Origin of the sequence: Lacticaseibacillus chiayiensis (assembly GCF_004123795.1) — a bacterium.
Lineage (GTDB): Bacteria > Bacillota > Bacilli > Lactobacillales > Lactobacillaceae > Lacticaseibacillus > Lacticaseibacillus chiayiensis.
In genome coordinates this window covers 1-12973 of record NZ_MSSM01000012.1, presented here as the reverse complement: position 1 = coordinate 12973, position 12973 = coordinate 1, and the positions used below count along the sequence as shown (strand labels likewise).

General features: G+C 44.4%; 12 protein-coding genes and 1 pseudogene. 1 reads left to right on the top strand and 12 read right to left on the bottom strand.

The window, feature by feature from the left end; genetic code table 11:
- Window positions 1-18: 18 nt before the first annotated feature.
- The 12 genes from BVJ53_RS06025 to BVJ53_RS05970 all read right to left on the bottom strand — a co-directional run bounded on the left by BVJ53_RS06025 (window position 19) and on the right by BVJ53_RS05970 (window position 12568).
- Window positions 19-441 carry a hypothetical protein gene (locus BVJ53_RS06025; RefSeq protein WP_129301624.1) on the bottom strand — a complete coding sequence of 141 codons (423 nt, stop codon included), beginning with the start codon at window positions 439-441 and terminating at the stop codon, window positions 19-21.
- Between the two features lie 14 nt (window positions 442-455).
- Complete coding sequence (locus tag BVJ53_RS06020; protein WP_129301623.1) at window positions 456-1742, bottom strand: PTS sugar transporter subunit IIC; 1287 nt, start codon at window positions 1740-1742, stop codon at window positions 456-458.
- A 150-nt stretch (window positions 1743-1892) separates the two neighbouring features.
- Entirely contained in the window at window positions 1893-2204 is a 312-nt protein-coding gene (locus BVJ53_RS06015; protein WP_129301622.1) for a PTS sugar transporter subunit IIB, read from the bottom strand.
- Window positions 2205-4301, bottom strand: a complete 2097-nt coding sequence (locus tag BVJ53_RS06010) for a BglG family transcription antiterminator (RefSeq protein ID WP_129301621.1) — start codon at window positions 4299-4301, stop codon at window positions 2205-2207.
- Between the two features lie 177 nt (window positions 4302-4478).
- Window positions 4479-5918 (bottom strand): glycoside hydrolase family 1 protein, encoded by a 1440-nt coding sequence (locus tag BVJ53_RS06005; RefSeq protein ID WP_129301620.1) that lies wholly within the window; start codon window positions 5916-5918, stop codon window positions 4479-4481.
- Complete coding sequence (locus BVJ53_RS06000) at window positions 5911-7848, bottom strand: BglG family transcription antiterminator (protein ID WP_129301619.1); 1938 nt, start codon at window positions 7846-7848, stop codon at window positions 5911-5913. Before BVJ53_RS06000 ends, BVJ53_RS06005 begins: the two co-directional genes overlap by 8 nt.
- 25 nt (window positions 7849-7873) lie before the next feature.
- The gene (locus BVJ53_RS05995; RefSeq protein ID WP_129301618.1) at window positions 7874-9196 is read right to left on the bottom strand and encodes a PTS sugar transporter subunit IIC; all 1323 of its coding nucleotides are present in this window, start codon (window positions 9194-9196) and stop codon (window positions 7874-7876) included.
- A gap of 20 nt (window positions 9197-9216) precedes the next feature.
- Window positions 9217-9576, bottom strand: coding sequence for a PTS lactose/cellobiose transporter subunit IIA (locus BVJ53_RS05990; protein WP_129301617.1), 360 nt, complete (start codon window positions 9574-9576; stop codon window positions 9217-9219).
- A 19-nt stretch (window positions 9577-9595) separates the two neighbouring features.
- Window positions 9596-9904: a PTS sugar transporter subunit IIB gene (locus BVJ53_RS05985; protein ID WP_129301616.1), complete on the bottom strand. Its 309-nt coding sequence runs from the start codon at window positions 9902-9904 to the stop codon at window positions 9596-9598.
- A gap of 183 nt (window positions 9905-10087) precedes the next feature.
- Complete coding sequence (locus BVJ53_RS05980; RefSeq protein ID WP_129301615.1) at window positions 10088-11614, bottom strand: flavocytochrome c; 1527 nt, start codon at window positions 11612-11614, stop codon at window positions 10088-10090.
- A 341-nt stretch (window positions 11615-11955) separates the two neighbouring features.
- Entirely contained in the window at window positions 11956-12222 is a 267-nt protein-coding gene (locus BVJ53_RS05975) for a helix-turn-helix domain-containing protein (RefSeq protein ID WP_049170578.1), read from the bottom strand.
- The gene (locus tag BVJ53_RS05970; RefSeq protein WP_129301614.1) at window positions 12212-12568 is read right to left on the bottom strand and encodes a type II toxin-antitoxin system RelE/ParE family toxin; all 357 of its coding nucleotides are present in this window, start codon (window positions 12566-12568) and stop codon (window positions 12212-12214) included. Before BVJ53_RS05970 ends, BVJ53_RS05975 begins: the two co-directional genes overlap by 11 nt.
- 225 nt (window positions 12569-12793) lie before the next feature.
- Between BVJ53_RS05970 and BVJ53_RS05965 the strand changes: the two are divergent.
- Window positions 12794-12973: pseudogene (locus BVJ53_RS05965) on the top strand (hypothetical protein); the annotation flags it as partial.

Below are 12973 nucleotides of genomic sequence, written 5' to 3'. Positions count from 1 at the left end.
TGAATGCCTCCCAGTAGTTTAATACCCAAATCCAGACCGCATGACACGTTTGGACATATCAAGCAACGCGTCTGTTTTACTAACCCATTTTTGAATGTCATCGTCGTTCTTTGCTTTTGCCGCTTGCTTCCGTTGCGCCTCATATAGATTCAATAAGGCGTTGTAAGCATCACCAAATTCTTCTTTGTCTTGAATACTCGCTTCGTAAGCAGTAATCGCCGCTGCATCGTTGCCAAGTTTGACTTGGACAGCGCCGAGTTGATTGTATAAAAGATGCCGTTTCTCTTTGTCGTCGGATGCCTGCTTAATTTGTACCGTTATACTGGCAACCTTTTTCTCCAGCGCAGCAGTATCGGTTGGCGAAATTGCTTGATCACCCTTTTCAGACGGTGTGACTGTGTTTTTCTGCGTGTCTTTCTTTTTAAACAAACTGCCAAACATATCTGTGCTCCTTTCTAAACTGCTTTAAGAATCGGCGTCAGGATCCAGGCGTATATCAACATGGCAACGATGGTATCGGAATCAGTCGCCGATGCATTCACGAAGCCAAACGAGGTCAAGGCTGTGACCAGCAAGGCCGGTAATAATGTGATGAACAAGCCGTGAATGATGCCGCCAATGATAGCGCCGCGCCGACCACCGACAACGTTACCGAAGATACCAGCAGTCCCACCGGCAAAGAAGTTGGTCAGCATTCCTGGCAAGATAACCGCCAAACCGAAGACCGGCATCAAAAACATGCCAATGACAGTCCCAATGGTTGTCGTAATGAAGCCCAAGATGACCGCGTTAGGCGAGAACGGGAAGAGTACCGGGCAATCCAACGCGGGTTTTGCATTAGGTACCAGCTTCATCGCAATGCCACGGAAAGCTGGAACGATTTCACCAAGTAAGAGCCGAACGCCAGCGAGCAAAACATAGACACCGACGACGAACTGAATCCCCATCATGAAGGCATTCATGATGTAGTTCATGCTCGTGCCGTTCCCCGCATACTTAGGGCCTGCAAACGCCGCCGTAATCATGAACAATGGCACCATGACAACGGCAACCGAAAGATACGTGTCTTGCAAAAATTCCATGTACTTCGGTAATTTAATATCTTCAATCGAATGTTTCTTTTCGCCACGTTCGCCAAAAAACCAGGCTGCACCAGCTTCTACCATGTAGCCAATCGTACAAAAGTGCCCGAGCGCAATCGCATCACCTTTCGTAATCTTCCGTACAAAGGGCTGTGCAATGGCCGGCATCGCGACGGCAAAAATACCGCCAATAACACTGCCGACAACAATGGTCCAAACAGAGCTAAGTCCAGCCATTTTGCCACCGATAACCGTCATCGTTGACATCCACAAAAGCGCTTGTCCGGTCAAAAAGATATACTTCCATGGCGAAAATCTGGCAATCAAGATATTGACAATGAAAATGCCTAAGAAGGTCAAAGCAATTTCATTCCCCAATCCCAGCGTGTTCATCGCCTGGCCGTTAATTGCCTCAATGCTAGGAACAACCCCTTGTAAATGAAAGCCATGTTGGAAAATCTTACCGAAATAAGTTAATGCCGTGACAATAATGGCCGAACCAGCAGAAAGAACTTGAAAACCCAGAAGCGTCTTGAATGTTCCGGTTAAAACCGCTCCAAACGATTTGCGCTGCAAGAGCAAACCCAGCATCGCGATTAACGCAATGGTGATGGCAGCCTGGGTTAGAATATTTTGAATAATAAAGTTAACCACAACCATGATTGATTCCCCCTAACATGGTGAGAGCGTGAACTGGCGCGGTTAGGAACCGGAGTGTAAGCGGGCTTGGTCGCAATGGCCCGGGCTTAGGCCATTGCGACCAAGGTCCTTACACGCAGTTCCTGCGCCAGTGAACGCGTTTTTGCCAACTCAACTGGCCTTCGCTGATAACTCTTTAATCACTGGCACCAACTTGGCCTCAATTTCACTAGGATCTACAATATTGTGCAAAAACACGAATTTGATGGCTGGATCAAGATCATACTGCTTGAATTGCGGTGCAAAGTTTTCTGCCGACACAATAATGTCCGCGTGCAAACCAGGAGTCGAAGAGATCGCTTCGTGTTCGAGATTTTCATCTAAACCCAAGCGATTTAGAACATCTTCTGCTGTCATTTGGCAAGCTAAGGAAGACCCCAAACCAGCCCCACAGATGAAATAGATCGTTAATTTCTCACTCATTTAAATCGTCTCCTTTGACGTTTTTTCGTTGAACAAAATCGCTTTAAATTCCTGGATATCCGTTTGATGAGCCAGTTGATCAACCTTTTGCTGGTCATTAATGAGTTGAACAATTGCTTTCATGACATTAAGGTGCGAATAATTGTCAATGGCAGCCAAGCAGAAAATGATTTTTACTGGATCGTTGTCAGGATTGCCAAAATTGATTGGCTTTGCCAGCGTCGTAATGCTAACGCCGAGCTTCTTTGCCCCATCTTCCGGACGTGCATGGGCTAAGGCAATGGAAGGTCCAATGACAATATACGGACCGAATTTCTTCACTGAATCAATCATTGCTTGGACGTAATGCTCGGTAATGTAATCCTCGTCAAGCAATGGTTTTGCCGAAAGACGGATCGCATTTTCCCAATCATCAGCTTTCTGTTGAAGCAGGATCTGGTGATCGTCGATTAAATCTTTCAACATAGGCTGAACCTCCCTTTCATTAATTTCGACATGGTTATCTTTAAAAGCTGTCTGTAAATCGGCTAACAAGCGTTTATCAACCGTGATTCGGCGGGTTTTTAAAACATCCAGAATCTTTTGAAACAGCTTTGTAGGATCTAACGTACGGCCTTCGTATTTAGTCAGCGCCGCATATTTTTTTAAAAATGCGGCAACGCGCTGCAAGTCAACTTCTGAAGGAATCGGGTTAACTTTCAGGCTTGGAATCTCCGCAATTGGCATGTCGACCGTTTTAAAAACCAAACTAACCGGCAGCTTTCGGAGAATTTCCACTTCTGACGTACTCAGAACTGCAAGAACATCAATGTTAAAGCGCTCTTCAAGTTTGGCAGCCAAAACCCTGCCTGTTGCGGTGCCAAAGTTGCAGACCACAGCCGCTTGATATTGATAGTCCTGACGTTGCCGATCTTCCGCTTGAGTAGCCGAAAAATACATGGCGAGAAAAGCTTTTTCGTCATCGGACATCGCGAGTTGATAACGGCCTGTCGCAAAGAATCGATTGATCGCGTCATAGATTTGGCTATAACCCTGTTGAATTGTCTTTCTCAAGGGATTAACCACCTTCATATTTCGTGACAAGCGTTTGAATAAAGCGGTCATGTGGTTGTACAGCTCTTCAAAAAGCTTTTCATTTTTGGAAAAAGGAAAGCCAATCGCTGTTTCCATATAGTCCATTAACGCAACACTGAAGATCTGTGCCTTTACCCAGTCGTCAAGATCAATCGCACCACGCCGATTAAAACTGTTAATCAAAAAGCCGACATAACCTAGCTCGCTGCTAACATCAATCTTTAGGTCATAATGCTGGATCAGCTCATTCAAAAAGTTGGCATTCTCTTTGTTAAGATCAACTGCAGCTTCATCGTCCTTAACGTAATGTCCTCTGCGAACCCGATGCAGCCAGATGATGAGCAGCACCGTCACTTGCTGGCGATACATGTCGTTTGCAGACAAAGCACCATTTGGAAAACACCGCAGCAGAAGCTTGTTAATGTATGTCACATCTTTTTGGCTAAAAACTTCCTTCATTTTGTTGACATACATGCCACTGGCAATCAATTGTTGAGCAATTAACGTTACTAGCGCATGTTGGCGTGTCAGGACATCTCCAAACATGGTGCGAATCGATCGTTCATTACCTTCAATCTGCGCACCCAACTTTGGGCTTGTCGTAAGAGTCAAACTGTACTTTGCGAGGTCAGCCCGCAAGTTGCGTAAATCGGCATCCATCGTACTTTTGCTAATCTGCATGGCCGCTTGTTCATCCACGAGATAAACGGGAGAGTTCGCCTGAAGCAAATCCAGCAATAGATAAACCTTTCGTTGTTCAGGGGTTAACGCGCCCTGGCTGATACTGTTAAAGTCAAGGACGTCAGACAGTGAGCGTTGCTGTTGCGGTGAGATATGGTTATACGCGACACCTCTTTTGATATCGAATAAGGGCAACTCTTTTTCTGCCAAAACTTCATTTAGAACTTGAATCTCATTGCGAATCGTCTTTGTCGTGACCTTGAACTGTTGACCCAAATCTGCTATCGAACTTTCTGAACTGTCCAACAATGTACGCAGAAGATTCGTCAATCCTTCTCGCATTGTCTTACCCCCCTTACAGCTTTCATATTAGGCAAGCGCTTACAATTGGAAAAGTAGAACCTGTTTCTTGTGTTTCGGAAATGAAGTACACCTCACGAGGTATATGTATTTAATCGGACGCAAAAAAGCAACTTCCCCGCAATAAGGAAGCTGCTTCTGTCTGAACAATCTGCCGAACTATAAATCCTCACCATTACTTTCAATGACCTTTTTATACCAGTAGAAGCTGTCTTTGCGAATTCGTTTTCCGCTACCGTTACCTTTGTCATCCAAGTCCACGTAGACATACCCATAACGCTTGCTCATTTCCGCTTGCGAGTAACTTACGATGTCAATTGGACCCCATGACGCATAGCCAAAAATGTTCACACCATCTTTGATTGCTTCATGCATCTGTTCAATATGGGCACGGAGATAATCGATACGGTATTGATCATGCACCTTGCCGTCTTCGACTTTATCCAATGCTCCCAACCCATTTTCCGCTACAAACAACGGCAAGTGATATCGATCCCATAAAAAGTCAAATCCATATCTAAAGCCAGTTGGGTCGATCGACCAATCCCAGATCGACTTTTCGATGTTTGGATTAAGTTGACGCTTATCTGGTTGGTCAGCGCTTGCGATGGTGCTGAAATAATAGCTGAACGAAACATAGTCGACCGTGTTTTCTTTGATCAACTTCAGATCGTCTGATTTAACGTCCACTTTAATGTTGTGATCATGGAAATACCGAATCATATAACCCGGATATTCACCTTCAACCAATACATCTGAGAAGAAAAGGTCTTCTCGACGCCATAGGTTGTAAGCTGTCATCGTGTCTTCAGGTTTGCTAGTAGCTGGATAGACTGGTGTTAATCCCAGCATGACCCCCATTTGCAGATCGGAGTTCACCTCATGTGCATACTTAACCACTTTGGCATTAGCAACGAATTGATGATGAACACCTTGGTATCGTGCCGTAAGTTGGTCAGGATATTCGCCTTTCAAAATACCTAAACCTGCATATTCGCCCCACTCAGTAACATCGTTAATCTGGTTAAAAATGATCCAGTATTTGACTTTCTTGCTGTAACGGTCGATCAAAACCTTTGAGAAACGAACAAAAAAGTCGATGAGTTTCGGGTTAGCCCAACCGCCGTACTTTGTGATCAAAGTAACCGGCATTTCATAGTGTGAGATCGTCATGACAGGCTCCATACCGAGTTCCAGCATCTTATCTATCAATCGATCGTAGAATGCCATTCCTTTTTCATTCGGCTTTTCCTCATCTCCATTTGGGAAAATTCTGCTCCAGCTGAATGAGGTGCGGAAACACTTGAAGCCCATTTCGTGCATTAATTCTAAATCTTCAGGGTAAGTGTGGTAGAAATCAATGCCGCGGCGCCGTGGATAGTTTCCTTTGGTATCTTTTAGTGCTGCTTCTATATCCGACTTATGCATATCCGTACTGAGTGAGACAGTTCTAGAATATTTGTCCGGCAGCAACATGGTGTCAGCTTGGCTGGGCCCACGACCATCAACATCCCATGCTCCCTCAGCTTGGTTGGCAGCAATGGCGCCGCCCCATAGAAAGTTCTTAGGAAACTTATCGGTGTACTTTAGTTTAGACATTTGTATCATATCCACCTTTCAGTATTTGAATTAATACGCTTAGAAAGTCTTCATAACGATCAACTTTTAGAATTTGATCCACGTTCTCCTTAACTGACAAAATATTGATCAGGTTCTGAAGAACAATGCTAAACACTTTTTGATTTGCTTTGCTTGTCGCAATAAAACAAGCAATGTTGACTTTTGTGGAAGGATTCCACTTGATACCGTCATGATCGATGACAACAAAGATCCCTGTCCTGTTAGCCTTCATGTTGAGTGGATGTGGTATTGCGATGTTCCCAAAGCTGGTCGATGAGAGTTGTTCCCGTTCACTCAGCTCATCATAGTATTCTGGAGAAACAAAGCCCCTCTCAGTCAGCAACTTTGTCACATATTTGAAGAGGGTATCTCTTTCACTGATTTGAGGATCAATCAAAAAATTGTCTGCCGACGTATATTGCATAAAATAAGCAACAATTTCGTCTACGCGATTTGCCCGACGGATAACACTGATGGTTCGTTCGATTTTTTCATGATCCTGAGAGGTCATAAACGGATGAATCTTAACAACATAGTTAGACTTATCGAACGGAATATTAGTGTCGATAGTGGCGATGACCAGTTTAGACCGTAACTTCTTTAACGCTTCGATTTGCAATGCATTGTAGACTGCAGAGATTTGAATGTCCTGACTGAAATCTCTAGAAATATCAGTTTGCAGGCCATTTCCAATATCGTAATAAGAAGGAGAGATCAGAACAGTGTTAATGCGGTCGACATTGTCGCTGTTAAGATACGCGCCTAAATGCAGGATGATATAAGTCAACTCCTGGGCGTTCATCGTCAAATTCAGACTGTTTTGCAGTTGCTTGCCAATGTACAAAGCTAGATCGTAGTACAGCGGATATTCCTGCTTTAGAAAACTAAATTGATCCACGTCCTGCTGGTCCGAGTCATGATATGTCGCTCGATCGCGAGCATTATTAACATGAATGATGAACTTAACACTGAAGCTAGGGTTCTGCAGATTAAACCCGTATTCCTCATCTGCTTTTTCCAGTGCCTGTTGTGTCACATCAATAACGCGCTGCGGAACAAAACGGCTCAGGTTTCCCATATGCATTGAAGCAAAGTTCTTGATGATTGTTTTGCCGATAAGTGCTAGTGTTAAGCCATCAATTTCAGCTTCGGAAAACTTAATGTGATACCGTTTCTCTAATTTTGCCGTGATTCGTAAGGTTAGTCGGTATTCATTACGTTCAGCTAACTCTTCATGGGTTGCGGAAAGATGATGCATTGCTTTTCCGTTTTGGATTCGGTTAACTGAAATCGCATAGTGCATCAACAGATCAAACAACTGGTATTGATTGATGGTAAGTGAATCCTGGTTAACCGTCTCATTGACTATTTTTTCCATATCTAACAAAGGAATATTCGGTATCAACTTTTGAATTTTCTGAATATTAACTTCTGGAACGGACGCGACTTTGTTAGCGTGCAACGATGACTTGAATAGTCTTCTTTTATCGCTTTCTTCCCCGATCAACCTTAGCTGCCGCTTTTTCTCCACAATCTGAACCTTATCCGGGGCATGATGCTTGTTGAATTCACGGATAATCTCGCGAGCACTCGATTCAGAAAGATAATGGTTCGCAAGAAAGTCATCCAAGGACACACTGCTTCCATGACTATCTAATAATTCATACAAAAGTTTCTGTTCTGTATTTTTCTCGTGCTCATCAGCTTTTTCTTGCCTACCATGAAGTAGCAGTTTTGCCTTATAACCCAATGGGCCAGAAAGCACAACAAGGTCATCGGTATTGATAGATTGAATGTGATTCCTTATCGTTCTAGCCGAAACGCCAAATTGATGAGCAAGTGTTTCCGCGGTGACCCAACTTGATTGTTTACGTAGGAATTCGACTATATCAGTATCGTTGACCTTCAATGCACAGGCACCTCCTCAAATCGACCTAATTAGCTCCCGGTACAGGTTCACCACTGACACTGTCTTCAGCGCTTGCGGCACTCTCTTCTTTCTCCTCACTATTTTCTTCATCGTCATCTTCAGCAGCCTCGTTTTTGACTTCTTGCCGATCATAGGCTTTAAAGAATGGGTAATAGACCAGCCAAGAAATAACAAACATGACTGTCGTGAAAATGACCCCTGCGATTGAGTCCGTGACAATATAACCTAAAATTGGAAATGGCGCGTACCATAGCTGGAAGACCGAATGTGGAATAGGAACAAGTCCCCATGAAAGTGCAAACCAAGTAACAATTGGACCAATCAAGCCCATGATCCACATCGGGACCATTAGTAACGGGTTAAATGCAACTGGCGCTCCAAAAATGATCGGTTCATTGATGTTAAAGATAGACGGGATCAAACCGGCACGGCCAACCACCTTCAGACGTGCCGACCTTGCCATGAAGGCCATCATGATGCAAAGCGCCAGTGTAGAGCCCCCGCCACCAATGATGTAAAGATCGACAGCTTCATTCGTGTAAATATTGGTTGCTGCTGCCCCAGCGGCAAAGTTCTTCGCGTTTTCCGCAATAGCCGGCAAAGCAATCGCCGACTGAATCGGATAAATCACCCACGTAGAAATCCCAAAAGTATATAGGAAACTGAAGCCGATGAAGTTGATGATTACAAAACCCCAGAATCCGCCGCCAAGTGCCAATAAAGGTTTAAACAAGTCATTGATTCCGTTGTAAAGGTTAAAGTGCAGTTGGAAGGTGAACAACCAGCCAACGAATAAAATGACGATAATCGGAATCAACGTGTTGAACCACATTGCAACAAAATCCGGTAAGGCTGAATCTTCTCCAAAGATCTGCATTTTGGCAAAGATGTTCATGACAAAACCAACAAAAATGCCAGCCACCAAAGCTGCAATCATGCCACCAGTACCGAGACTGTTAACATCAAACGAAATGATGCCTTTAGCAGTGATGGATGGGTAGATCAGCAATAAGAAGAATGCGATGCCAGCAAGTCCTGCCTGCCGTGACACATCTTTATGCTTCTTGCGGCTCATGATAGCTTCTGGAACTAAATATGACAGAAACAAGGAAAAGAGTCCAAAACTGAATGTGCTGATATAGCTAATATCGGGAATTGCCGGCCAATAGTTACGCAAAATGCCAATAATAGTGGCAAAAGATCCAATGAAGATCATCGGCATTGCCGCCAAAATGCCATCTTGCACCGCTGCAATCCAAGGATTCTTTGCGAGTTTATTCACCTTTGGGGCAAACGAATCGGTCATCCAATCCATAAAATGTTGCATGAGTTATTCCCCCTTTTTTATCAACCGTTGCGCAATGATCGGACGATCTTGATCATTTTCTCGGTCATTAAAAGTTCACTTTGAATCGTCATTAATGTGTCCTGTGAGTGAACGAATAGAACAGAATACGGAATGAATTCGCCTTCCGCTTCCTTTTGGATCATCGCAGTCTGCTTTGAGTGAGCTTCATTCAACTCTTTTTTAGCTTTGTTGAAATCGGCTTCGATCGTCGCTTGGTCAAACACGGGATCCGCTAACTTGTCTAAAATATTCAGCAGTTGCTCGCGGGCATTACCAGCGTGAAGGATTACTTGCATCGATATTTCATTTAAGTCATCCCGATTGAGCTTTTCCTGTTCTTCATTCACCTTTTCTCCCATTTTATTTCCATCCCTTCTTTTACTTGCTAAGTTCTTCTTCGGCAAACTTGACCAAACCCGCACCGTCAAGAGACCCGTAAACCTTTTGTGGAATAATGGCAACTTTAACCCCAAACGGAGCTGCTTCTTTGGCCGCATCTTTCAACATGTACTTTAGGTGCGGCGCAATCAACAAAAGGTCGTTTTCCTTCAGATAATCATCTAATTCCGAATCAGAACGGGCTTTGAATTCGAGATCAGCTTTAGCTTTCTTTGCTGCTTTCCGCCCTGCTGCTGCCATAAAACCCGAAGAGGCACCTGAGCCGCAGATCAACAATACTTTTTTCATTTTGTTCCACCTCACTGGTTTATTTGTTTACATCTTTATCCTAACTTCAGCTTTTGTTTACGCTTACACTTTTGCTTCCTACCCCCGGAAATAATTTGTAGGCGACCTCGTTCAAAAGCTCTAAGGACATAAATAAAAAGCGCCCCTCCTCACGAGAAGCGCCTTTCACCCTTTTCACTCAAATCACTGCTGCGCCTTCACATAAGCCGCAGACTGTGTTCCCGCTTGCCGACCAAAGATCACGATGTCAGCTACGGAATTCCCACCAATCCGGTTGTTCCCATGCAGCCCACCAGTAACTTCGCCTGCTGCATAAAGCCCCGGAATTGGCTGCTGTTGCTTAGTCAACACCTCGGTTTTCGTGTTAATCTTCACGCCGCCCATTGTGTAGTGGATACCCGGTGCAATTTTGAAAGCGTAGAACGGGCCGGTGGTGAGTCCGTGATCCATGCCAGTTGTCCGCCCAAATTCCGCGTCCTTTTTGGCGGCGACTGCCTTATTCCAAGTAGTGACGGTTTTAGTCAAGGTGGCGGCTGGCACCTTCATTTTCTTGGCGAGCTCGTTGAGGGTTTTGCCTTCAACATCAAGCTTATCTTTAATATAAAAATCAATCGCGCTTGAACGTTGCCGCACACCTGAGTCGATGACTACCCATGCATATTTGCCTTTTTGCTTGTTGATGGCGGCGGATACCTTGTCGCGCGTGTTCATTTCATTATAGAAACGTTTTCCGCTTTGGTTGACCAAAATGCCGCCTTCACCACGGGTTGCCTCACCGATAAGAATGTGTTTGCTTTGGTTAACGGTTGGATGGATCTGGATTTTGTTCATATCAATCGCGTAACCACCGGCTTTTTCGATCATCTTAATGCCATCGCCGGTTGCCCCGGCTTGATTGGTCGTCACGTAATGGGCCAGATCCGGGCGATATTTTTTGATCATCTGCTTACTTGCGCCGAAACCACCAGTCGTGACAACCACGGCTTTCGCTGCGATTTTTCGCGTCTTATCCTGATTAATCTTAACTGTCACGCCACTAATCCTGCCATCAGTTTTGTTCAATTTGGTGACATCGGTATTAACAAACAGCGGAATCTTTTCCTTCTTGACTTCCTTTACCAGTCCGTCAACCAGATAGCCGCCGACAGCCGAACCATCATGTGGCCGATGCGTTCGTTTCACGGACATGCCGCCAGAAATGGTCAGCTTATCCAGCTTAATGCCGATAGAATCGAGCCAATCAATGGCACTGGCAGAGTTGTCGACAAAATAACGGAGCAGCGCCTTGTCATTCGTGCCGCCACCGCCTTTTAACGTTTCTTCATAGAAAAGATCATTACTATCCTTAACGCCTTGAGCAGTTTCAACTTTCGTCTGGCTGGCATTCATACCGCTCGAAGCCTTCAGGGTGTTCCCGCCAGCAACCGGCATCTTTTCAAAAATAACCGGATTCATCCCTTGTTGCTTAGCTTCAATCGCGGCCGTCATCCCCGCACCACCGGCTCCGACGATGACAATATCATACTTGTCCTTCATCGTTTTCGGATCCGTGTACGTCTGTTGCGAGGCGCCACTTGTGACTTTTGTACTAGCCGCCTTGCTCGATTTCGAGCTTGACGAACTGGATTTTGAACTGGCCGAACTGCTACAGCCAACCAAAATAGCGCTCAGCAATACCAGTATCCCCGTAATTTTAGCCCACTTTTTCAAAATAAGTCCTCCTCCGTGAATGCGCTTGCCAATATACGTGAATAGATTAACAAAGTTAGGAGCTTTTCTCAACTTTTGGAAAAGTTAGGTTAGATACTGCAGATTGTGGTCGACGTGGTAAGTTATGCAGAGGTTTGGTGCTGACTACACTGGATCCTTTTTGCAAAAAAAACGGCTCCCCTTGTGAGAAAGCCGCCACCGTCACTGCCGCGCAATAGTCATAGCGCGGTAGCTAAGTATGCTTACAAATACGCTGTAAGGCGTCTACGTATTCGAACAATATGCGGTTGATAGGGTGGGTGATTTGTCGAGTACTAGCATTTGGTAGAATCTTGATTCTGTTAGCCAAATTTGACTATGAGCTTTTTACCTAGTGCATGGGCAAGAGACTGAAGCTTCTCAAATGAGACGTTATCTCCTCGTTCAATCTTCGCAATAGTCGCTTGTGTCGTGTCGGCTCTTTCAGCTAACTCGGCTTGAGTCAAACCAGCAGCCTCTCTTGCATGATAAAGTGCGACCGCAGTGGCAAGCTTTTCGCCCTCCGCTTCGTATGCCTTGTTGAATTCTGGGTTTTTACGTTTTTCCTTAATCATGTCATCAATTTTCATGAGCGTACCATTCTTTCCTCAGCTCTTCAGCATGTTTCTTTTCTGCTGTAGGAGTCTGGTTTGTCTTCTTAGTGAAGCCATGCGTAATAATGTAGCGATTATCTGTGACGTGAAAATAAAGGGTCCGTTGAATTTTAGATGCTACGTTGTTTCTAATTTCATACAAGTTTGAGCTAATTTTCTTAGCCCAGTTTAAACGCTGTGCGACAAGCATTCCGTTTTTTTCGGTTTCTTCAATCACTCGCAGAAGTTTTGCAGCATCTTTTTCTGGAAGTGCATAAAGCCATTCCTTGAATTCATCGTGTCCGTTGGGTCGCTTATAAGATTCGAATTTTGGATTATTCATCGCGTCTAAATTATATCGTATATTTTTCTTCGATCAATTTATGCATATATTTGTTTTGCGAAAATATGCGCATTGGACACATCCCACGAAAGCACTCTGTATTATTTGACACTTACTACTTTTTGACCAGCCTTGTTTCACTACCCCAACTCGCTTATGATAACGACATACAGCCCAATCACAACGGTCGTGAAACGCAGCTACAGCGATAGAAAGGCAAAACCAATGTCGCAAGCAGAACTCAACAGTATTCAAGACACCATCAACACTTTTGTCAGTTCACCTATCCCAAACGCAACGTTGTACTTTACTGACATCGAAACGATCACGGCAACCTTGCAAACGTTTGGTACAACGATGTATATGCAAACGCCGAAACGGTGGACGCCTGAAGCCTTTGAAACA